Annotated in this window: 20 protein-coding genes and 1 pseudogene; 11 read left to right on the forward strand and 10 right to left on the reverse strand. The window is 40.8% G+C overall.

Annotated features, from left to right (window positions below):
* The coding region (locus OCK74_RS26980) for a transaldolase family protein (RefSeq protein ID WP_279300232.1) at positions 1–320 on the reverse strand (320 nt) is incomplete at its 3' end.
* A gap of 628 nt (positions 321–948) precedes the next feature.
* On the opposite strand from OCK74_RS26980, the gene OCK74_RS26985 reads away from it, so the two are divergent.
* Positions 949–1,107 carry a hypothetical protein gene (locus OCK74_RS26985; protein WP_341483229.1) on the forward strand — a complete coding sequence of 53 codons (159 nt, stop codon included), beginning with the start codon at positions 949–951 and terminating at the stop codon, positions 1,105–1,107.
* Between the two features lie 113 nt (positions 1,108–1,220).
* Here OCK74_RS26985 and OCK74_RS26990 read toward each other — a convergent pair whose 3' ends face one another.
* Entirely contained in the window at positions 1,221–1,805 is a 585-nt protein-coding gene (locus tag OCK74_RS26990; RefSeq protein ID WP_279300234.1) for a hypothetical protein, read from the reverse strand.
* Positions 1,806–2,369: 564 nt separating this feature from the next.
* Between OCK74_RS26990 and OCK74_RS26995 the strand changes: the two genes are divergently transcribed.
* From OCK74_RS26995 to OCK74_RS27015, 5 genes are all read left to right on the forward strand, one after another.
* Complete coding sequence (locus OCK74_RS26995) at positions 2,370–2,942, forward strand: TetR/AcrR family transcriptional regulator (RefSeq protein ID WP_279300235.1); 573 nt, start codon at positions 2,370–2,372, stop codon at positions 2,940–2,942.
* A gap of 269 nt (positions 2,943–3,211) precedes the next feature.
* Positions 3,212–4,540, forward strand: coding sequence for a TolC family protein (locus OCK74_RS27000; protein ID WP_279300236.1), 1,329 nt, complete (start codon positions 3,212–3,214; stop codon positions 4,538–4,540).
* 34 nt (positions 4,541–4,574) lie between these two features.
* A complete protein-coding gene (locus OCK74_RS27005) occupies positions 4,575–5,681 on the forward strand; it encodes an HlyD family secretion protein (RefSeq protein ID WP_279300237.1) in 1,107 nt (368 codons plus the stop codon).
* 43 nt (positions 5,682–5,724) lie between these two features.
* On the forward strand, positions 5,725–7,305 hold the full coding sequence (locus OCK74_RS27010) for a DHA2 family efflux MFS transporter permease subunit (protein WP_279300238.1): 1,581 nt from the start codon (positions 5,725–5,727) through the stop codon (positions 7,303–7,305).
* A gap of 80 nt (positions 7,306–7,385) precedes the next feature.
* Positions 7,386–8,222, forward strand: coding sequence for a universal stress protein (locus OCK74_RS27015; RefSeq protein WP_279300239.1), 837 nt, complete (start codon positions 7,386–7,388; stop codon positions 8,220–8,222).
* Between the two features lie 90 nt (positions 8,223–8,312).
* Here the strand turns inward: OCK74_RS27015 and OCK74_RS27020 are convergent, their stop codons facing one another.
* Positions 8,313–9,002: an SDR family NAD(P)-dependent oxidoreductase gene (locus OCK74_RS27020; RefSeq protein ID WP_279300240.1), complete on the reverse strand. Its 690-nt coding sequence runs from the start codon at positions 9,000–9,002 to the stop codon at positions 8,313–8,315.
* Between the two features lie 172 nt (positions 9,003–9,174).
* Between OCK74_RS27020 and OCK74_RS27025 the strand changes: the two genes are divergently transcribed.
* The gene (locus OCK74_RS27025; RefSeq protein WP_279300241.1) at positions 9,175–9,423 is read left to right on the forward strand and encodes a hypothetical protein; all 249 of its coding nucleotides are present in this window, start codon (positions 9,175–9,177) and stop codon (positions 9,421–9,423) included.
* 63 nt (positions 9,424–9,486) lie between these two features.
* On the opposite strand, the gene OCK74_RS27030 is transcribed toward OCK74_RS27025, so the two are convergent.
* Both OCK74_RS27030 and OCK74_RS27035 read right to left on the reverse strand, forming a co-directional pair.
* Entirely contained in the window at positions 9,487–9,906 is a 420-nt protein-coding gene (locus OCK74_RS27030) for a hypothetical protein (RefSeq protein WP_341483230.1), read from the reverse strand.
* Between the two features lie 73 nt (positions 9,907–9,979).
* A complete protein-coding gene (locus tag OCK74_RS27035) occupies positions 9,980–10,582 on the reverse strand; it encodes a TonB-dependent receptor (RefSeq protein WP_279300242.1) in 603 nt (200 codons plus the stop codon).
* A 360-nt stretch (positions 10,583–10,942) separates the two neighbouring features.
* Here OCK74_RS27035 and OCK74_RS27040 point away from each other — a divergent pair, with 360 nt between their 5' ends.
* Positions 10,943–11,359 (forward strand): response regulator, encoded by a 417-nt coding sequence (locus OCK74_RS27040; RefSeq protein ID WP_279300243.1) that lies wholly within the window; start codon positions 10,943–10,945, stop codon positions 11,357–11,359.
* Positions 11,360–11,407: 48 nt separating this feature from the next.
* Here OCK74_RS27040 and OCK74_RS27045 read toward each other — a convergent pair whose 3' ends face one another.
* Positions 11,408–12,145: a DUF4114 domain-containing protein gene (locus OCK74_RS27045; protein ID WP_279300244.1), complete on the reverse strand. Its 738-nt coding sequence runs from the start codon at positions 12,143–12,145 to the stop codon at positions 11,408–11,410.
* Positions 12,146–13,019: 874 nt separating this feature from the next.
* On the opposite strand from OCK74_RS27045, the gene OCK74_RS27050 reads away from it, so the two are divergent.
* Both OCK74_RS27050 and OCK74_RS27055 read left to right on the forward strand, forming a co-directional pair.
* Entirely contained in the window at positions 13,020–13,301 is a 282-nt protein-coding gene (locus OCK74_RS27050) for a hypothetical protein (protein ID WP_279300245.1), read from the forward strand.
* 101 nt (positions 13,302–13,402) lie between these two features.
* The gene (locus OCK74_RS27055; RefSeq protein WP_279300246.1) at positions 13,403–14,491 is read left to right on the forward strand and encodes a hypothetical protein; all 1,089 of its coding nucleotides are present in this window, start codon (positions 13,403–13,405) and stop codon (positions 14,489–14,491) included.
* Between the two features lie 73 nt (positions 14,492–14,564).
* Here OCK74_RS27055 and OCK74_RS27060 read toward each other — a convergent pair whose 3' ends face one another.
* From OCK74_RS27060 to OCK74_RS27070, 3 genes are all read right to left on the reverse strand, one after another.
* Positions 14,565–14,816 carry a hypothetical protein gene (locus OCK74_RS27060; RefSeq protein ID WP_279300247.1) on the reverse strand — a complete coding sequence of 84 codons (252 nt, stop codon included), beginning with the start codon at positions 14,814–14,816 and terminating at the stop codon, positions 14,565–14,567.
* Positions 14,817–15,184: 368 nt separating this feature from the next.
* Complete coding sequence (locus OCK74_RS27065) at positions 15,185–17,320, reverse strand: elongation factor G (protein WP_279300248.1); 2,136 nt, start codon at positions 17,318–17,320, stop codon at positions 15,185–15,187.
* 126 nt (positions 17,321–17,446) lie between these two features.
* Positions 17,447–17,827 (reverse strand): hypothetical protein, encoded by a 381-nt coding sequence (locus OCK74_RS27070; RefSeq protein WP_279300249.1) that lies wholly within the window; start codon positions 17,825–17,827, stop codon positions 17,447–17,449.
* Between the two features lie 1,006 nt (positions 17,828–18,833).
* On the opposite strand from OCK74_RS27070, the gene dnaG reads away from it, so the two are divergent.
* Positions 18,834–20,861 (forward strand): DNA primase, encoded by a 2,028-nt coding sequence (gene dnaG, locus OCK74_RS27075; protein WP_279300250.1) that lies wholly within the window; start codon positions 18,834–18,836, stop codon positions 20,859–20,861.
* Between the two features lie 110 nt (positions 20,862–20,971).
* Here dnaG and OCK74_RS27080 read toward each other — a convergent pair.
* Positions 20,972–21,505: pseudogene (locus tag OCK74_RS27080) on the reverse strand (sodium transporter); the annotation flags it as partial.

The following is a 21,505-nucleotide window of genomic DNA, read 5'->3' on the forward strand; positions in this document are numbered from 1 at the left end:
TTGATGCCGTTGTCGCTGAAGTATTTGATGGCTTTGATGCCGTCTTTGATCATGGGCACTTTGACTACGATATTAGGATGAAGAGCGGCTAAGACTTTACCTTCTTCAATGATACCATTAAAATCGGTAGCTAAGACTTCTGCAGAGATGTCGCCATCCACCAGTTCGCAGATGGTTATATAATGCTGTAAGATGGCCTGCTCCCCTTTGATGCCTTCTTTAGCCATCAGCGAAGGATTGGTGGTTACGCCATCTAAGATGCCTAAGGCATTGGCTTCTTTTATCTGGGAGAGATTCGCCGTGTCAATGAAAAACTTCATGATATAATGATTGTGGTTTAAATTGTTAGTAAACTGCAAGAGGTATTTATATTGATACCAGGTAATTGCATCGTTAGATTTTAAGTGAAGATTATGGTTTTAAAAACCAATGCAAGTTAGTTGCAACTTTTTCTTTCAACAACTACTGTTTTAATGTTTAGTGATATTATTTTAATGATTGTTTTAATATGGTGATTAAAATGATCTTAATATAGTATGATGTTGTCCCTGCAAAAGATTTTAATTTTAATATTTTTTCCAAGTCAGGGAGGGTAAAAGGTACAACTATTGATCCCCGTTATAATGATTGTAACTAGAGGTCTCTGAATCTGCCCCATGATTGGGATGTTGAATTGCCCTTTGTCAAATATTTCAATCCGGATACTAATAATTTGATCCGTTTTGTTGCAGAGAGTGACAACTTGCATCTGGCTGCTACTGATATCATGACTATTTTGTCTGATTTACCTCATTCTGTAACCACCAATATTCATTTAATTCCGGTGCCTGATGATAAATAATTATATCTATATCTCCTTAAACGGCTATTAAAATGGGGCGTCCTTCTTCACTTTTAGGTGGAAGATTAAGTAGGTTATCAGTATCATTCAGGGAAAAAATATCTGAAATGAATGCTTTCCTAAAGGCTAAAAGGTTCCGTAGTTTGCAGGTGCTCAGCAAGCTTAAGGAAATAGGCAGGGGATGGGTGAATTACTTCCGCATGGCAAGTATTCATGGTAAGCTCAACGACATGAAGTCATTTAATATCAACACCACTGGTCCGTAATATCAACACCACTGGTCCGCGATTTTTTATCGCCCAATCTGCATGAGCCCATCCGTAGTGCTCATCTGACAACATAAAAACGCAACCACTTCCTGCCTCAGATACTTACTTCCCTAAATTCGCAATCCCACTACACACCTAGCTTGCACTTCCTGTATTACCAAATCAGCCCCTAGTTCCTCCTTCCTCCAGATCATCCTCCACGCACCCTGCCACTCAACCCCATTCCCCACCATCCATTCACCCTTCACCACCCTCACATCCGCCATTTCCCTTCTGCCACTGTTCATCATCCCTCTGACTGCCAATTGCTTCCTCAGCCACTGCTTATCCCCCTGCATGTTCATATACAACCGAATAGCTGCCTGGTAGACATGCTTCCTCTTCTTCCTAGGCAGTGTCTTCCTGAAGGCCTCCTTCCGTTCCGGATCCGAGAGGATCCACTGGGCATACACCACTGCCTCCTTAAACAAATCCCTCCTTACCCGCTGCTTTTCAGAGGCTACCACCCCACTCATGTTCGGGTACTTGGTGATCACTATCCTTTTTTTCCACTTCTTTTTCTTGTTCCCCCTATAATGCTTCACCACAAAGCACTTCCCAATGGAGCCCCGGATCATCCCTAACAAGAGCCTAGGTACCTGCTTACCATCCTTGATCACCACCCTTTCTTTACTATTGATATAGACCTGTTTCATTGCTCATCCATTTACCCTAAAGCTACTTCACCCCACCCACAACCAAAAACCTGTTGGCCGTTTTGGCAGGAAATGGCAGGAAATGACCGCTTTTGTCCGCTTCCCCCTTCAGGTTTCAAGTAGGGATCCTTCGTAGATCAAGTATACCTGAAGCATACCATCAGTATACCTAGAGTAGGACAACAGTATGCCCCCTTCGTTCCTAAACCTCTCAAAAGAATACTTTCTTCCCTCTTCCCTCTTCTCCCCCAAAAACCCGACCCTTCTATCCCTTTATTCGTAATTCGCCATTCGATCATTCGTCATTCCCTGGATACTCCCTAGATGCTCCCAAGATGCTCCCAGGTTAAAGCCCTAAAATGCAAATTTTATGGCCCAGCCCCATTGTTCTTGGTCGAAAATCCACCAAAAATGAAGAAGAACCTGAATAGGCCGGAATCAACTGATTCTGCCTATTCATTTGTGCTTTATATAAATGATAGCAAGCTGAAATGCATACATGCATTACATCTGGGTTATAAAATTTATTCATTAAATGAATAAATATTCATTTAAATTTGCATTGTGAAACCTAGAGATGAAAACAAGATTGACCAGATTTATCAAGCAACTCTTAAACAAGTAAAGGCTAATGGGCTTGCAGGAATTACTATGCAGTCCGTAGCCAGGGAAGCAAATATTGCTACCGGAACATTATATATTTATTTTAAAAATAAAGAGGCGCTCATTTTAAGTTTGTATCATGTATGCGTAAAGAATTCTGCAGGTGTTTATTTCAAAAATTACGATCCTAAAGCGCCTTTTAAAGTGAGCTTCTATTTGATTTGGTCAAATATGGTCCAGCACCGCATATCATCATTTACAGAGAGTATTTTTATGGAACAGTGTTATCATTCACCTTTTATTGATGAGGATACCAGAAAGACCTTAAAGAAAATGTTTGAACCTTTAATGAATCTTATTAAAAGAGGCAAGGAAGAACGTTTGATTAAAGATATAGATACCTTTTGGTTGATTGCTTTTTTGATTGGTACAGTTAATGAAATAGCCAAGAGGACTATTTATTTTAATAAAAAATTGACTACAGAAATCTTGAATACAAATTTCCAAATGTGCTGGGATGGAATAAAAGCATAATTTTTTTACTTTAAAAGTGAATATTTATTCATTATATGGTTCAGTCATATCAAAAGATAATTGTATTCCCTTTCCTGAAAAATCAGATTAAAAGTTTTATGGCTGAATAAACTTTTATTCCTAGCATGCTTCTTGGAAAACTTTATTAGCTAACGATACATCTTGTCAGATGAAATGAAAAAATCAAATAGCTTCTAATGGAGCAGTTTGATAAAATTTTATGCGAGAAAAAGTTTTAATTAAAGTATCTGTTTAAAGCAAATTGAAGTATGAAGGATAGAAAAAAGCTGATATTAAAAATGACATTACTGCCATTTTTAATTATGGTATTGGCGAGTCAGGCTCAGCAAAGCAAAACACTCGCTCTTGATGAAGCCATAGAACTGAGCATTAAAAACAGCAAGCATTTGAGGTTAGGCAAGGCCCGAATAGAGGAAGCCATAGCTGCAACAAAAGAGGCAATGGAGAGAAGGCTTCCTGATGCTATCATGAGCGGAGCTTACATGCGGTTAAGCAGTCCTGCAATTGATATGAAAACGGCATCGAATGCAAGAGACAGCAATTCAATAGCGCCCGCACATGTTTCCCAGGTAATTTATGGCATGGCAAATTTATCATTGCCCATTTATAGTGGATTAAAAATTACATATGGTATTGAATCTGCTAAGTTTTTGGAAGAGGCAGTCAGGATGGATGAAGAAAATGACAGGCAGGGAATAATATTGAATACAATTGCCGCTTATATAAATTTGTATAAAGCGAATGCCGCTGCAAAACTCGTAGAAGAAAATCTGGTTCAGTCAAGACAGAGAGATACAGATTTCAGCAACCTGGAAAAAAATGGGTTGCTGGCAAGAAATGACCTGTTGAAAGCACAACTGGAAACGTCGAATCAGGAATTGGTTTTAGTAGATGCTGAAAATGATATTAAACTGGCAATGGTAAATATGAACCTGATGCTGGGGCTTCCTGAATCTACTATACTCAATCTTGATTCAAATAGCTTGCGTAAGCCCGGTGAGATCAAAACAATTGAAGAATACGAACAACTCGCCAGTCAGAACAGGAGCGACGTTAAAGCTATGGATTACAGACTGAAAGCTGCAAACACCAATGTTAAAGTTGCTAAAGGCGATTATTATCCGGGCGTTGCCTTAACTGGCGGCTATATTGCTGCAGATATCCCTAAATTCTTAGTTGTTTCCAATGCATTGAATATCGGTGTTGGCGTCAAATACAGTGTGTCTTCTCTTTGGAAAACAAGTTCAAAAGTTCAGCAGGCTAAAGCAAGAGTGCATCAGTTGGAAGCTAATGAAGCCATGCTCAATGACCAGATCCACCTATCCATAAATAAGGCATACCAGGATTATTTGTCCGGCCTCAAAAAGATAGAAGTCTATAATAAGGCACTGGAACAGGCAACTGAAAACTACAGGATCAACAAGAATAAATACAACAATAACCTGCTTACACTTACAGATTTGCTGGATGCGGATGTAGCCCAATTGCGGGCAAAGATGAATCTCACTTTTGCGAAAGCAGATCTGGTACTCACTTATCAAACGCTCCTTCAAAAAGCAGGATTGCTCAACCAATAAAACAAAACAATTGATTCAAGGATAACATTAGATTATGGCAACTACACAAATCAAAAGCACTGAAGCCTCGCCTAAAAAAAGAAGTAAGGTATTTCTGATTGTACTCATTTTATTGCTCATTGTTGGTGGCTGGTTTGGTATCAGTAAATACATCCATGCGCTGCACCATGAAGAAACGGATGATGCTCAGGTAGCAGCAAATATTAACCCTGTAATACCTAAAATACCTGGGTACGTTACTGAAGTTAGAGTAAAAGATAACCAGAAGGTAAAAAAGGGTGATACTTTATTGCTTCTGGATGATCGTGACTTAAGGATCAAACTGAAACAGGCCGAAGCTGCGCTGGCAACAGCTGAGAGTAACCTTTCTACAGCTAAAGCAACCACCAACGCGGCAGAGGCAAATGTCGCTACTTCTGAAGCATCTGTAAGAGCGATCAACGCACAGATCGAAACCGCAAAAGTGAACCTGTGGAGGGCTACGCAGGATTTTAACAGGTATGCCAATTTGATCAAAGATCATTCTATTACACAGCAACAATATGAACAGGCTTTGGCTGCAAAAGAAACAGCAGAAAAACAACTGCAGGTGCTACAGGAGCAGAAGATGCAAGCTTCCAGGCAGACCAATGCGGTTTCGTCACAAAGCAGTGCAACCTCTACACAGATTGGAGTAGTAAACGCTACCATCAAACAACGACAGGTGGATGTTGAAGATGCAAAATTGAATCTCTCATATACTGTTGTTACAGCACCGGCAGATGGTGTCACTTCAAAAGTAAACGTACAGGCAGGCCAGTTCCTCCAGGCTGGACAGGCAACATTCAGTATCGTACAGGACAATGATATCTGGGTGGTGGCAAACTTCAAAGAAACCCAGTTCGATGACCTAAAACCAGGACAAAAAGTAACCATCTCTATTGATGCTTTCCCTGGTCATGACTTTGATGCACGTGTGGCATCTTTTTCACCGGCTACAGGTTCCAGTTTCGCATTGCTTCCTCCAGATAATGCAAGCGGGAACTTCGTAAAGGTGGTGCAGCGCTTACCTGTAAGAATTGAATTTACCAACAGACAAGATCCGTTGGTGAAGCAACTAAAAGCTGGCATGAATGCATATGTAGATGTGCACCTGGACTAGAAACTTTTTGATATATTTTTTATTGGCAGTTATTAAGTAGAGTATGGAACAACCGATCTCTTTAGTTGAATATGGTTCAAGGCGGGTAATTATAACCATTACAGCAGTGTTTTGCGCATTGCTGGAGATCATTGATACAACCATTGTCAATGTGGCGCTGAATAATATGCGTGGAAGCCTTGGCGCAACTTTAAACGAAGTGAGCTGGGTAATTACTGCTTATTCCATTGCCAACGTGATTATTGTTCCGATGACAAGTTGGTTGTCGCAGCAATTTGGAAGGCGCAACTATTTTGCTGCGTCGATAATCATATTTACAGTTGCATCTTTTTTGTGTGGTAATTCCACCAACATCGGCGAGTTGATCTTATTCCGGTTTATCCAGGGTTTGGGTGGAGGTGCTTTATTGGTGACTTCTCAAACAATCATTACGGAAAGTTACCCGCCAGAAAAAAGAGCTATGGCCCAGGCGATCTATGTGTTAGGGGTGATTATAGGTCCTACATTGGGGCCACCGCTTGGGGGGTACATCGTCGATAACTTTTCGTGGCCTTATATCTTTTATATCAATATACCAGTAGGGATCATTGCTGCTCTGTTGACACTTCAATTTGTACGAAGTCCTAAATATGGCGAAAAGCGCCCCGCAAGTGAGGTAGACTGGTTGGGTATCATGTTGCTGACGGTGGCTGTGGGCTCATTACAATATATTCTCGAAAAAGGACAGGAGGATGACTGGTTTAGCAGCAAACTAATCATTGCATTATCGGTTATCGCCTTTCTTGGATTCTATCTTTTTATTTGGCGCGAATTGGTATACAAATATCCAATTGTTGAGCTACGGGTGTTAAAAAATAGTAACCTGCGCATGGGGGTGCTACTTTCTTTCATACAGGGCTTTGGATTATTTGGCTCTACGTTCATCATCCCGCTATACACACAAAGTATTTTAGGATGGAACGCGCAGCAATCTGGAATGCTAATGGTCCCAAGTACCTTGATGGTAGCCTTTATGATGCCGATAGTGGGACAGTTGATACAACGTGGTGTATCTCAAAAGTATCTGATCGCACTGGGTATGATCGTCTTCTTTATATACAGCTTGATGAGTTATAAGATTATAACACCGCAAACGAGTGCTGATAATTTCTTCTGGGCATTGATGGTTCGAGGTTTGGGGTTGGGCTTCTTGTCTGTGCCTATTTCAACAATGTCTCTTTCTACTTTAAAAGGGCCAGAAATTGCCCAGGGTGCCGCATTCTCAGGTATGATGAGGCAACTGGGTGGTTCTTTCGGCGTGGCATTGATTTCTACCTTTCTATCAAGGGATATTGTGGGCCACAGAAGTAATTTGGTTCGTAATCTGGATATTTATGATCCTGCAGTTCAGGATAGGGTAAGACGGATCGCCGCTGGAATGCAGGCCAAAGGTATGGCGCCGAATGTTGCGTTAAAAAGTGCTCACCAGATGCTGGATGGCTCTGTCAGTGTACAAGCAACGATACTTTCCTACATGGATATATTTTTATACATAGGGATCATGTTTCTGGTCTGTGTGCCACTGGTATTGATTTTCATCAAGAGGTCTAAGTCAAAAGTAAGTATGGCGGATGCAGCCCATTGATCAAGCTATGAGACGCGATAATTTAATGAAACGTGCAGACTGGAAAAAGAGAAACAAGCAGTAATTGCTAAAAATATTATATGGCTAAAGTAATTGTAGTTACCAACTTTTCCGACTCATCCCGAAATGCGTTGGATTATACTTGTGCATTTCTTCGTAATTCAAACACAAATGTATTACTGCTGAATATTTTTAACTTTCCGGGATCACTAAGTTATGATGGATTGGCACTTGCTTCAATTGGCGAGACCATTGCAGATGACCAGCTGCTGCTGCAAAGAGAATACGAATGGGTAAGATTAAATTATCCTGAGATCAATATACAATCAGAGATGGTGAGCGGCGCTTTCATGGAGGAGTTGCGTGCTAAGGCTTTAGAAGATGAAACTGCAATGATCGTAATGGGTTCAGATGGCGATTTTGATAATTTGCTTTCCTGGGGCGTGAATATTGTTGATTCTTTTATTGATTTGGAAACCCCCGTCCTTGTAATTCCTGCAAGTGTAAATTTCCGTTCAATTCAAAATATTGCTTTTGCTTGTGATTATTGCCGAAAGAACATCCAATTTCCTGTTTCAATGATCAGGAACTTTACCCAGTTCACCAAAGCAAAACTGCATATCATACATGTTGCTATCTCAACCGAGATCATTGATGAATCATCTATTGAAAGGAAGAATGATCTTCTGCAAAGTTTAGCAGATCTTTCTCCCTCATACTATGAGCCAGCGTATGAAAATGTAGCTGCTGCAATTGATAATTTTATAGACGAAAACAATATTGACATATTGATTGTGGTTCCTGCAAGACATGGTATTTGGCACCATTTCTTTCAGCAAAGTCATTCAAAAGAATTAGTATGTTTGAACCATATTCCAGTATTGTCATTGCATCAGGGCGGAAGTTTTCTTTCCTGATTTCCTCCAATTTTCCCCAATCTATATAGACTAACCGCCCGCCAACTGTACTTGAACGATAGTTCTAAAAAGCATGTTGCATTATAGATTTTAAGCATTGTTGTACACTTTCAATACGGTTTCCCTTAATGGTGAAGCTGCATCTGAGCATGTAAATTCCAATATTTCTGCCAGGGCTTCTGGCTTTACCCAATCTGCGGGGTTAGCTTGAGGCATACTCTTTCTGTTGATCTCTGTATCCAGTGTGCTGGGTACGGCCACGGTGGCCACAATATCCTTCCCCTTCATTTCTGCATTTATGAATTCTGCTAATTGGAACAACAAAGATTTACTGAAGGCATAGGCCACCATGTTTTTCCCGTCAGCAGGTTTCAAGGCAGGACGGGAGCCAATGAATACCAGGCGGCCATAGTTTTGTTCCTCCATGTGTTGCAATAAGGGACGGGCCACATAATAAGCCGTTTCAAAGTTGAGGGCCATCTGTTTTTTGAGGTCAGTCCCTGTCGTTTCAGCCACCTTACCCATGGCAAAGCCTCCCACCAATAGCAAGGCGGCGTCTATCTTTTGATGGGTGGCTATGGTTTTTGCTACAAAAGCTGTGGTTTGCTGCTCATTGGTCAGGTCTACCGTTTCCACAAAGAGTTGGTCATGGGCAGGTAATTCTTTTTTGGATGCTTCTTTTGAAACCGTGGCGATCACTCTATAGCCTTTCTTTAAAAATGTTTGGGTGACGGCCGTTCCTAAATTGCCATTTGCGCCTGTAATGATAACTGTTCTCATTATTGATTGGTTAAAGGTGATGGTAAAACCATTTTCTCAACAAAATAGGCAAAAGTGCAGTTTTATCCACATTCTTTTTATTTATAATCTTGTGGATGAGATGCCAAAAAGATGTGAATTTTATTGGTTATTAGGCATAGTCTTTGGGCGTTTTAATACAAATTATGAAAACATGGAGTGTACAGTTGTAGTATTATATCATGGGGCTCTGACGTACTACACTGTATCAGAGACAGAAAATGGAACTTATGAAGCGGGTCTTTTGAAATACAATGGCGACCAGAAACAAGAGCCACCACACAAAGTCAGTTTCAAAAAGCAGGGGCGGCACTGTAGCGGCGACTTCAATGACCAGGATTTATTGGATGACATCTATCTTGCAATTAAAACTCAACAGCAAAAGAGAAGGGATAAATCCTGAGGAACATCCGGGGAATCACATGACCCTATATAACCAGGTTTCCTTTTTTATAACATACTATGATCACCATTCATATCGCCATTGGAGGCCAATATTACGGCCTGGTTCCCGCACTCCAATGGTTTTGATCAGCGATAAATGATTGTAGTAAGAAACATTGAAGAGGTTAGTGCAAAATGCAGTCACTTTCCAGCGACTGTTCTTTCCCAGTGGCGGTATTGTTCCCACAAAAATATCAGTTAGTATAAAGCCCGGTGTGGAAGATTCATATGCTGCCACCCGGTTTTGGGCACTATTGGCAAAGACTTCAACTGTGACATATGATTTTTCCCATTTGCCAAGGGTCTCTTTTTTCAGAGTAAAGCCGGTTTTAAGCTTGGCGGGTGAAATGTAAGGCAGGTTTCCAGACCCGTTAGTCAGTTTGCCTCTCATCCATCCGGCTTTTACAAAAGCTTCCAGCCAGTTCAGTGCTTGCGGATGCAATGTCAGATCTGTTTCTATGCCCGTAATCCGGGCATCATGTTGTTGCCAGAAGTAGATGCGATATCTTCCTACACTAGCCTCCGATGGGGCTATAAGTATGCAGCGAATAATAGAGGTGTTCCTTTCCCTGTCTTACACCAGCAGATAAGTTGCCGCCCTGGCTGTTGTTGAAATAACCCATTTGTACGTATCCATTAGCTTTTTCGTTTATTCCGGAGGGCTGTTCAGCAAACACAATGGCTCCTCCCATTGCATTGGGCCCATAAAGCAGGGCAGCTGGCCCGCTAATGATTTCTACCCTGTCAAAACCATTCTCCGAAATGCCGATATCGTGCCGGTCGTCCCAGGTTTGGTTTTCTATTCGTGTACCTTGAGCAAAGAGTTGAATATGGTTGAAAGAAAGCCCTCGAATTACAGGCTTTTGAATACTGTTACCTGAGGTAATAGCGCTAACCGATGGTAGACGGGAAAGCTGGTTCATAAGCAGGGGGCGAGGAGTTAGCTGCCATTGCCATTGATTTACCTGCTGTATGGTAAAAGGAGTATTTTGATACAATTGCCTCCGCAGTGCAGATATCGTTACGGTATCATATAAGAGGTATCGGGTGGAGTCTGTTTGCTGTGCCAAAGCTGCAAAAGAGTTCAGGAGCAAAACTGATAAAACTGTCTTCTTCATGGTTAAGGTCGGGCAATTAGTTTATTGATTTAATATAGTAAAGGGGATTTATAACAGGTCCGCAAAGCAATATATTACCTATTTCCGAATTTGTTGTTTAATTTAGCCGCAATTTCAAACTGCTCTGCAACCAATTAACTATGCTTATATCTACTTCTTTTTTATTCAAGCAGGCAAGCTATATCAGGCATGCACAAATTATAATTTCCATGATCCTTTTAATGGCTGCTCACTAATCAGAGTTCACTGAATACATATGTAAGCTGTATGCAATAATTGATTTCCTAAAACTTATTGCAATGAACAGTGGGTTTCAAGCATTGAAATGTTGGGATTAACCAAGAAGTACTTATTATAAATATGATAGTCAAAAGTATAGAAAAGCAATGCTTTCCGATTCTTTTAGTGGATGATGATGAAGATGACCAGTTTTTGATGGGTGAAGCACTGACTGCTATGGGTTATAGTTATGAGTTAATGCGTGCCAGTAATGGCTTTGAAGCTTTACAAATGCTTCAGGAAATGAAAGAAGGGCGTCTGCCAAGTCTTATTATCCTGGATGTTAATATGCCAAAAATGGATGGTAGACAAACTGTTTTGAAAATACAACAAGACAGGGATTTGGCTTCCATACCTGTAATCATCTTCACCACTTCCGCTAGCTTAATTGACAAATTATTCTTCTTAACCAAAGGCGTTGAAATGATTACAAAACCATGTGAAGTGAGTGAATATAATCAGATAGCTATAAAACTTCTGAAACTCTGTGGCTGTTAACCAAAAAGCCGGGCAATCAGGTTCAATTCAATGGTTTACTTTTTAAGACTAATTTGTAAGCGTTGTATAGAAGACAACATCGTTAAAATCATTATCACATTTTTCGCTGGTTCTGTTTGTATTTTCAAAGCCTATTAATGATTTATTCTCTGAGCTATAATTAATAATTACAGCATGTTTCTTTAATTTAGGATCTAGCTCAGGATTTAATATATCGGTTGAACAATAATGTTCTGCTTTATTGTCAATGATTTTAGTGGTAGGATCCCAGGCGCCCTTCATCATAACAAAACCAATTGAAGTCCCCGCTTCAAACCTTCCTATTTTCACTTTATCTCCAGCCCGTAATGGCGTTCCTATTCCTGAGTTAGGAAAAATATAAGTGATTGTTTTTACATCTTTTGCACTGGTAGGCGGAGAATTAGTAGGATAAGTGTAGAATGCAAGTGTGTTGGGATAAGCGGTATTCTGATAAACAAAAGTGATCAGGACATCAGAAGGTGTAGTAAGCACAATGTCTGTATTTACACTGGCTGTAAGCAATTCCGGGTTTGTTTTACTTAAATCAGACTTTTCTATTAGCGTTGATTTAACGTAGGATATCATCCCCGATGACACGTTATCCTTAGGTAATAGATAATTCGGTTTGCCTGTAGTGTCATATGTTCCTAAAGTCTGGTAGCTCGCTGAGCTAAAATCTGAAGGTTCAGATAAAACTTCTTCCTTTTGACAAGAACCAACTATCAATAATAGTATTAATAGGGTTGCGAAATATGCTATTTTCATAACTCGGGTTTAATACAATAGTTATAATGCAGGCATTACGAATGCCCATCAATGCAAAAGGCTTAACAGGGATATTTAATTAGAAGCTTTTCTTAGGCAAGTGGGTAACGTGAAGATCTTTTGTAGGATGATTGGGTATGGTTCTACATAACAGGTGAGCTAGAACGACGTGTATACAGAATAAACGTTTTCTACTGTATTAGATATTTATTTTGTAAAGATCGAACATTAAAATCATAAATAAAATAGACAAAAGTCTGACCAAAGTAAAAAAAGTAATATTAAATATATATTATTTGTATTGTTGAGCGTATTGCAATCACTTACGCTTATCGGTAAGAATATGAAAAGTTCTTTTTTTAATAAATAACAGCGGTAAAGAGGTTTGTCTCTTACCGCTGCTGTCGAACATTATAGGGTTGCATAGGGTTGTCACGGTGGGTACGCCAGTTTTCCATAGACAACTTTTTCCAATCTAATCTTCATATTTATTAATTCATACGGATTTCCATTTTATGATTCCTGGCAATAAAACCTTTATAGGCAAGTTTCATTCCATCTTATGAATTTTTAAGAATCCAAAAGCAAAAAATCTTTAAGATGTATCTAATTCATGCTGTAAAATTTATCCATGGCATACTAACCATAACAGAAGAGCGCGGTTTTAAAAGGTTTGGATCTATTGGGTAAAAATCAATCAGGTGGGACTAGATATCCTGAGATCGTTTGGTACTTGTGGATTTAGATACGCATAAGCAGCGTTGTTGGGTCTGTTGATCACAATTAATTATTTTCCCAATGAATAATCCTATTGCACTTCTGATGATTATTTATTACTTTTCACTTCATCAGATAGTTTTACAATTACATAAAAATGCAAAGTTCCACTTTCCAGTGGAGCTTTTTTTATTATGCATACCTTCGCGCCATGCAAGAGAAAGACTTAGTAACTGTCGATCCATCAATATTAGAGGATCAAACTGTCAAATCAAATCACCACTTATTTGAACGAATCATTGCAAACAAGGAACTGGGCGTTATTCAAAACCTTGACGTTGAAAAATCTAAAGAACAAAAGGCCAATCTTTACTGGGTGAAATTTCATATCGCGGCCATTCGAATAGATGAAAAATACCTTGTGAAAGCAGAAGCATAGACTCCTGGTTTGACCCAAGGTGTGCATGATGAATATTTTTCGTTAAGTGAGGCGGATGGAATGGGAAATATTTCTTTACTTCAACGTTGGCAAAAGCATATATGAAACAGTTCATAATTCTTAATTGGTTATTTTTCTTCTTTAGTACACTTACAAATGCCCAGGGAAAAATTGAAAACATCATTATTGTTACTACAGACGGATTTCGATGGCAGGAAGTCTTTATGGGTATGGACACTGCCATAGCCAATAATAAACGGTATAACCAGGGTGACAGTACCTATATCTATAAAAACTACTGGGATAGCAATGTAGAGGAAAGACGTAAAAAGCTAATGCCATTTACCTGGACGACAATAGCTCAAAAGGGGCAGTTATATGGTAATCGCATTTATGGAAATAAGGTAGATAATGCCAATCCATACTGGTTTTCCTATCCCGGTTACAGTGAGATCTTTACAGGTTATCCTGATGAAAAAATTAATGCCAATAGTTATCCAAATAATCACCTGACCACTGTTCTTGAATTTTTGAACAAACAACCTGGCTACAAAGGTAAAGTTGCTGCCTTTGGTGCCTGGGAGGCATTTAACCGCATATTCAATGAACCCCGCTGTGGTTTCCCTGTATTTGCTGCATTCGATACTTTCCCAGGGAAGGTAACAGTCCAACAAAAGCTGTTAAATAAGTTGTTAAGTAATTCTTTCAAGCCCTGGCATAAGGACGAGTGTTTGGATGTATTTACACATTATGCTGCTTTGGAATACTTGAAGACGAATGAGCCTAAAGTATTGTTTATTGGTTATGGAGAAACGGATGAATGGGCACATGCTGGCGAATACCGGTTTTACCTGGATGCCGCAAAACAGGTAGACCAATGGATTTCAGAAATATGGACTTATGTACAAAATCACCCTAAGTATAAAAACAAGACAGCTTTGCTCATCACAACAGATCATGGTCGCGGTGATAAGAACAAATCTCAGTGGACAGATCATGGAAGTGAGGTAACAGGAGCTAGCGAAATATGGTTAGCAGTTTTGGCTCCAGGTTTTAGTTCAAAAGGGGAGGTGAAAGAGAGCATGCAGTTATATCAAAAACAATATGCACAAACAATAGCAAAGATGCTAGGTTTTACATTCGGCGCCAGCCATACAGTAGCAGGAGAGGTGAAGGAGGTTGGATTTTAAAGCATTTGCTTCAACGAAGAAAATAAAAAAGCAGGCTGTAATAGCCTGCTTTCAAAAAAGTATGGGAAAATTATTAATTATATAAGTTGGATACGTAGAACCCTTCCTTGCGTAAAACTGCACGATTGGAGATTGGAGTTAAAAGAGAGTCTTTTACTAACTTTTCTACCAACTTGGTTTGTTCGTCGTTTTCACCGGATTGAGCAATTAACTTATAGCTTTCAATTTTCAATAAAGCTCTTTTGCTGGTTTTAGTAACATGTCTGTCCAGCCACTCGTGTTTTTCTGCCAGGTACAACTGATGGTTACGGAAATAGGCGTGCATAAGGAAAAGGTTTTTTATTGGTTATTGTCGTTTCTTAATCTTATGACACCAAGTTATGTACAAAGGTTTAACTTACTCCAATACTTACGCTTTTTTGGCAGAAAATGACGGTGAAAGAGCTTTATTCATCGGCCAGAAGATTAATAATTTGGGGGTTGAAAGGAGTTTTTGCGCTGAAAAGAGTAAGATTTTGCCAATTTAAGATAGGTTAGGCTGGGAAATTGGGGTAGATAATAAGAATTGGTTTTAGGAACCGGTAGGGAATTATGGGTTTAAATAAATGGGCAAAAACGTACAGAAACAAAAAAGCAATGATGAAAATGCCCGTTTTCAATCATTGCTTTTATTGATCACCAATCGAAAGGTTGTTATGCAACCACTTCGGTCTCTGTTTTATGGTATTCGTCTACCAGTTTTTTCTGTAACTCGAAAGAGAGCGGAGCATAGCTATCGAATTTCATAGAAAACTTTGCTCTTCCCTGGCTAATAGATCGTAAAGAAGATGAAAAGTCATGCAGTTCGGCCAAAGGCACTGTGGCAATGATCTTTTGGAAGTTTCCTTCGGTATCCATGCCTTCAACAATACCACGCCGGCTTTGCAAGTCGCCCATGATGGCGCCTGTAAGGTCTTCGGGACACAAAACCTCAACTTTGTACACAGGTTCCATTACTTGCGGGTCTGCCTGCTTGAATGCCTGTTTAAATGCCATGATTCCCGCTATCTTGAAGGAGATATCATTGGAATCAACAGGGTGCATTTTACCGTCGTAAATAGAAACGCGAACGTCGCGAACGTAAGAGCCGGTGAGTGGACCTTCCTGCATCTTTTCCATGATACCTTTCAGGATTGAGGGGATAAACCGGGCATCGATGGCACCACCAACAATACAATTGTAGTAGGCCAGCTTGCCTCCCCAATCCAGATCGAACACATCTCTGCCTCTTACGTTTAATCCGGCTGGATCAGGCATGCCGTCATAATAAGGTTCTATGCGTATAAACACTTCCCCAAACTGTCCAGCACCACCAGATTGCTTTTTGTGGCGGTAATTGGCTTCAGCAGTTTTTCGGATCGTTTCACGATAGGGGATGCGCGGTTTGCCAAATTTCACCAGGACCTTGTGGTTGTTTTCTATTTTCCATTTTGCTACTGCGAGGTGCATATCTCCCTGGCTGTGTACCAATGTTTGTTTTAACTCGGAAGAAACTTCAATGATCAACGTTGGGTCTTCTTCTCTTATCTGGTGCATTGCCTGGGCCATCTTTTCTTCTTCGCCTTTATTGACAGGTTCAATTGAAACAGTCATATTGGGTGAAGGGAATTGGATAGGAGGCAGCTCGTAGTTTTTGCCCTTAATATGTAGGGTATTGTTAACGTGGGTATTTTTTAATTTGAGCGTAGCTCCTATATCGCCAGCCACCAATTCATTGACAGCAGTGCGTTTGTTGCCTTCCATCAGGAACAGCTGGTTGATCTTTTCTACCACACCATTTGTTTCGTTTACCAGTTCCATGCCTGTTTTAATCGTTCCTGAATAGACCTTAAAGAAGGAAAGGTCGCCAACGTGTGGTTCTGAGATAGTTTTATAGACAAAGATGCATGCCGGCCCGTTGGCGTCGCAAGGCAGCTTTTCGCCTTTAATGGTCACTTGTGGTGGCATTTCATTGGCGCTGGGGCAAACATTGTCTATAAAGCCCATTAAGCGGCCGCTACCCATATTTCTCAATGTTGAAAGGCTGAATAACGGGAAGAGGTCGTGGTTGATCATTGCCTTTCTCATGCCCTCTTTTAATTCGTCTTCGTCCAATTCACCTTTATCGAAATATTTTTCCATTAAAGATTCGTCATTGCTGGCAACAGCTTCGACCAGTTCTTTATGCAGTTGGTCTGCTCTGTCCTTTTCGCTGGCAGGAATAGGCTGTTTTTCAGGCTTGCCACCTGTGTCTTTGAATTTATACATAACCATGCGCAGTACATCCACAATTTCATGAAAGCCGGCGCCTTGCTGAACGGGATATTGAACTACTGTTACTTTACCGCCAAAGTGGTCCTTTGCTTCCTGGACTGTTTTGTCAAAGTCTGAATGGTCGTCATCCAGTTTATTGACTGCAAAGATCATTGGCGTGCGAAACTTTTCCGTGTATTCCCAGATCACGTCTGTTCCTACTTCTACACCCGTGGTTGCATTCAAAAGCATAACGCCTGTATCAGCAACGCGTAGGGCTGAAAGGACTTCGCCGACAAAGTCATCATAGCCGGGCGTGTCCAGGATGTTTATTTTATAGCCACGCCATTTCGTGTGCATCAATTTAGAGAAGATGGAGTTGCCTCTTTCCTGTTCCAGTTGGTGGTAATCTCCAATAGTGTTGCGTTCTTCTATCGACCCGCGGCGGTTAATGAGTCCTGCTTCAAAGAGCATGCATTCCGCTAGAGTGGTTTTGCCACAGCCGGCATGGCCGAGCAAAACAACATTTTTGACATGTGAGGTATCAAATTCTGGCATTGTCGTTAGTTTGTGAGTGAACAATAAATTATAGCAATGAGCAATGAGTGATGAGAAGATTAACACCATTCTCATCACTCATCATTCATCACTGATTTGTATAGGACTGCCTATTAAAAAAAAATATCAGCTGTTTGTGCCGCTGATAAAGTTGTGAAATTCCGATCTGATTTCTTGCAGAGTATTTTCTAAATGAATAAACTCATCTAAGAGATTCTCGTGCTTTGTGTACAATTCGTCTGAAACATTGTCGTCTTTAGAAGATTCGAATTGTACCTGTCGTTCGTGACCTTTGATGTCTTGTTTTAGATCGTGGATGTTGATGAGTTGGATGTGGAATTGGTTGTCGAAGTGTTCTACTTCCTGAAGTTGATTTTTTGATAAGGATTTTCTGCAGGAGACTTGCAAAGCTTTTTGATTTTCATGAAACTCCTCACGATAGTTTCTTAAGATTTGCCGCCATTCGCCGCATTCTGATAAAAGCTGTGAGATGTCAGTCTGAACCATGGGATAAAGTTTTTTAGAGGTTAAAAATTGAGATTTTATCAAACTTCCCAGGACATGTATGGGTACCTAAATGTACCACCATTTGATCGAATTATGAAGAAATTATTAAGAGAATTTAAAGTAAAATATTTGAGTTGAGCCTATTGAATGACGAATAATTCGAATCCGCCAGAGGCGGACAAGCTCGAATTACGAATGGGAGAAAGGGGATGACGGGAAGGAATGTGGGGAATGGAGGGGATGGCGAATGATTCGAATGACGAATAAAGGGAAGTATACAATGAGGGGGGTCAAAACTTTGAAAGTGGGGTTGGTTTTGTACCTTTAGACCCAGTTCCATTGACTCCGTTCTGGGCTTTTCAGGGCGTTCTGCCTGTAGGTTGTTTTCCCCTTATTTTGTGAGCATTTGCTCAATTCAGATCGAAGCATAGTCGAAGGATAGTCGAAGGATGATCGAAGGATGGTCGAAGTAGCATCGGCTTAGGTACGCTTAAAGTATAGCTAAAGTACGCCTATGGTACGGCTTAGCTATGGAGTAAGTATGGTTCTGGGATGAGTTAAGGGTGAAGAGGAGGGGCAAAATCTGTTTCGTGCTTCAGGTATGCTTCAGGTGTGCTTCAGGTATGCTTGAAGTGTGCTTGATCTATACACTATCCAACTAATGGTGTGAAGTTGGGTGGGCGGAGTAGGTAGGAAGTAAGTGGCAAGTCGGGAGGATATACGAAAGGGGGGTACTATAAAATTACTATAAGTCTATCAGAGAATTACTGCAAGGGAAAAATGAAGCGGGAGGTATCAGGTACAAAATACAGGAAAGGAATGACGGGAAAATTGTTTAGAAGGACAAATTGGGGAATGGAAGGCTGAGGGGAAATTAAAGTGAATGGTCAATGGTGAATTGTGAAGGGGTAGAGGATGATAGATTGTGGCTGAATGCAATTGGTGAAATTGAATAAGTGAATATTTAAAATTTAAAAGATAGCTGTTCCCATTTAATTTCGCTTTTGTGATCTCTCAAAATACGATACAGCAGATTCTTGGTCGAATAGATGTTCTGGACATTGTTGGCTCTTTTGTGAAGTTGAAGAAAAGAGGCTCCAACTATCTTGGGTTGTGCCCTTTCCATAATGAGAAAACACCGTCGTTTACAGTTTCTCCTGCGAAGGAAATTTTCAAATGTTTCGGATGTGGCAAAAGTGGTAATCCCATTTCCTTCGTTATGGAACATGAAAAGCTTTCATATGTGGAGGCTTTAAGGTGGCTGGCCAACAGGTACAATATCGATGTTGAAGAGACTGAGGCCTCACCGGAGAAAAGGCAACAAATGCAGGTCTCCGAGAGTTTGTTTATCATCAACCAGTATGCACAACAGTTTTATGCGGACCAATTGTGGAATACAGAGGCTGGTAAAAATATTGGCTTGGCCTACTTGAAGGAAAGGGGCTTTACGGATGATATCATTAAAAAGTTTGGATTAGGATACGCCCCGGACAGCAGGGATGCCTTTACCAAAGGTGCTATTGCCCACCAGTACAATCCGGAGTTGTTGCAAAAGGCTGGATTAACAGTAAACCGCTATGACCAGTTTGTCGACAACTACAGGGATCGTATTATATTTCCTATACATAATAATAGTGGAAAGATCATTGGTTTTGGGGCCAGGTTGATCAAGAATAATGAAAAGGCTCCTAAGTACATCAATACCCCTGAAAACGAGCTTTATATCAAAAGCCGGATCCTTTATGGAACCTACCAGGCACGGCATGCAATAGATAAAGCTGATGAGTGTTTACTGGTTGAGGGTTATACGGATGTGATCTCGTTGCACCAGGCAGGGATTGAGAATGTTGTTGCCAGCGGCGGTACATCTCTTACTCAGGATCAGTTAAGGCTCATTAAAAAGTACACGAATAACCTTACGATCATATATGATGGTGATGCTGCAGGTGTAAAGGCTGCCTTGCGGGGACTGGATATGGCGCTGGAGGAAAGTCTGAATGTAAAACTGGTGTTGATCCCTGACAAGGAAGATCCTGATAGCTATGTACGTAAAGTGGGGATGAATGAGTTCAGGAACTTTATTCTTCACAATAAAAAAGACTTTATTTACTTCCAACTGGAAGTGGCTTTAAAGGATGCCGGCGATGATGCTACCCGTAAAGCAGAAGTAGTTAACAAAATAGCAGAAACCGTCTCCAAAATCGATAAGGCAGAGGATTTTACGCGGCAACAGGAATACATCAGGCAGTGTTCCCAAATGCTCAGGATTGATGAAGCAGGGTTTACCAACCTTGTAAACAAGTTTATCCGCAATCGAATATCTATACAAGAACAAAAGCTTCCGTTCGATGAAGCCAATATACATGCAGAAAATGCACAGAAAGCGGAGGCCAGCAACTTTGATGAAAATACTTTCAACCTGCTGTTTAAGGATGAACTCCAGGAAAGAGAAGTGGCGAGAATATTATTAGAGCATGGTCATAAGCAATGGGACGATCACCTGTTAATTGCTCAATATGTTCTGTCAGAAGTTCCTGAAGATGACCTGATCGACAACCAGGCAGTTATCAAGCTGATACATATTTACCGAGAACATCTAGCTGCCAACCAGTCTATCGACAAGAGTTTTTTTGTTTATAATACGGATACAGTTTTGAGTGCACTGGCGGTTTCATTGCTCCAGGTGCCTTTCGAACAAAGTGAGCATTGGAAAAGGGCTTTGAGTAATACAGCAGGTTATCAGCAAAAGTTATTTCAGCAGGATGCGAAAATATTTTATGATACACTAAAGCCGGGTAACCAGGAACAGCTTTTGAAGTTTTTGAAAATCGAGGAGGATAAGACCTCTGATGAGGTGGAAATGGCGGTCAATTACCTAAAATTACGCAAGGTGAAAAAGATGATGCTTCAAAACCAGACAGATATGGAAAGGGCCAATAACGAGGAATTTGTAGTATTGATCAGGACTCATATGCATTTAAAAGAAATGGAGCGGGAGTTGACTGTAAAGATGAAAAGCGTGATTATTAAATAACGAATAGGAAGGAAGACATCCTTCGTTGCTTCAGTATACATCATTCCCTGCATAAAAAAAGTCCCGCTTATAGGCGGGACTTTTTGGTTGTATTCTGTGTTTAATTGTTTTTACCAGAACTTGATGTAAATGGCACTCAGCAAGATCAGGGTCATCACGATCAGCCCCATGGTGGCCGGCTTGACCTTGAACATCGAGCTGTCAATGGCAATGGCCTTGGGGTTGTCCTTGGGTCCTAACAGGCTCAACAACACCATCACCAGCACCGTAAAGAAAAAGGACCAGCCCATGCAGATCAAAAAGGGAATCTCCACCATCTTTTGCTCCACACCGCCCACCGTCTTGGTGTACTCATAGGCCGTGTACAGCCAGGTCTCCTTACCAAACAAACGGGGGGCATAGTTGTTGAACAGCACCGACATGCCAAAACCCGTCAAGACCCCGGCTACGGCTGCTGCCCCTGTAGTGCGCTTCCAGAACATGCCCAACAGGAACATGGCCAGAATCCCCGGGGAAATAAAGCCGGTATACTTCTGGATGAAGGTAAAGCCCCCTTCTCCGCCAATGCCCAACAAATCCTCCCAGGTAAAGATCAAAGCCACAATCATGGCCGCCACCACCGTGATCCGCCCGGTCCACACCAG

The sequence above is a fragment of the Paraflavisolibacter caeni genome (assembly GCF_025628885.1).
In the GTDB taxonomy this organism is placed as follows: domain Bacteria; phylum Bacteroidota; class Bacteroidia; order Chitinophagales; family Chitinophagaceae; genus Flavisolibacter; species Flavisolibacter caeni.

Bases quoted from the DNA above. Each gene is read 5' to 3' on its own strand.
- OCK74_RS26985 (WP_341483229.1), top strand. From the start codon at position 949: ATGAATGCTTTCCTAAAGGCTAAAAGGTTCCGTAGTTTGCAGGTGCTC.
- OCK74_RS26990 (WP_279300234.1), bottom strand. From the start codon at position 1,805: ATGAAACAGGTCTATATCAATAGTAAAGAAAGGGTGGTGATCAAGGAT.
- OCK74_RS27000 (WP_279300236.1), top strand. From the start codon at position 3,212: ATGAAGGATAGAAAAAAGCTGATATTAAAAATGACATTACTGCCATTT.
- OCK74_RS27005 (WP_279300237.1), top strand. From the start codon at position 4,575: ATGGCAACTACACAAATCAAAAGCACTGAAGCCTCGCCTAAAAAAAGA.
- OCK74_RS27010 (WP_279300238.1), top strand. From the start codon at position 5,725: ATGGAACAACCGATCTCTTTAGTTGAATATGGTTCAAGGCGGGTAATT.
- OCK74_RS27015 (WP_279300239.1), top strand. From the start codon at position 7,386: ATGGCTAAAGTAATTGTAGTTACCAACTTTTCCGACTCATCCCGAAAT.
- OCK74_RS27020 (WP_279300240.1), bottom strand. From the start codon at position 9,002: ATGAGAACAGTTATCATTACAGGCGCAAATGGCAATTTAGGAACGGCC.
- OCK74_RS27025 (WP_279300241.1), top strand. From the start codon at position 9,175: ATGGAGTGTACAGTTGTAGTATTATATCATGGGGCTCTGACGTACTAC.
- OCK74_RS27035 (WP_279300242.1), bottom strand. From the start codon at position 10,582: ATGAAGAAGACAGTTTTATCAGTTTTGCTCCTGAACTCTTTTGCAGCT.
- OCK74_RS27040 (WP_279300243.1), top strand. From the start codon at position 10,943: ATGATAGTCAAAAGTATAGAAAAGCAATGCTTTCCGATTCTTTTAGTG.
- OCK74_RS27045 (WP_279300244.1), bottom strand. From the start codon at position 12,145: ATGAAAATAGCATATTTCGCAACCCTATTAATACTATTATTGATAGTT.
- OCK74_RS27050 (WP_279300245.1), top strand. From the start codon at position 13,020: ATGCAAAGTTCCACTTTCCAGTGGAGCTTTTTTTATTATGCATACCTT.
- OCK74_RS27055 (WP_279300246.1), top strand. From the start codon at position 13,403: ATGAAACAGTTCATAATTCTTAATTGGTTATTTTTCTTCTTTAGTACA.
- OCK74_RS27060 (WP_279300247.1), bottom strand. From the start codon at position 14,816: ATGCACGCCTATTTCCGTAACCATCAGTTGTACCTGGCAGAAAAACAC.
- OCK74_RS27065 (WP_279300248.1), bottom strand. From the start codon at position 17,320: ATGCCAGAATTTGATACCTCACATGTCAAAAATGTTGTTTTGCTCGGC.
- OCK74_RS27070 (WP_279300249.1), bottom strand. From the start codon at position 17,827: ATGGTTCAGACTGACATCTCACAGCTTTTATCAGAATGCGGCGAATGG.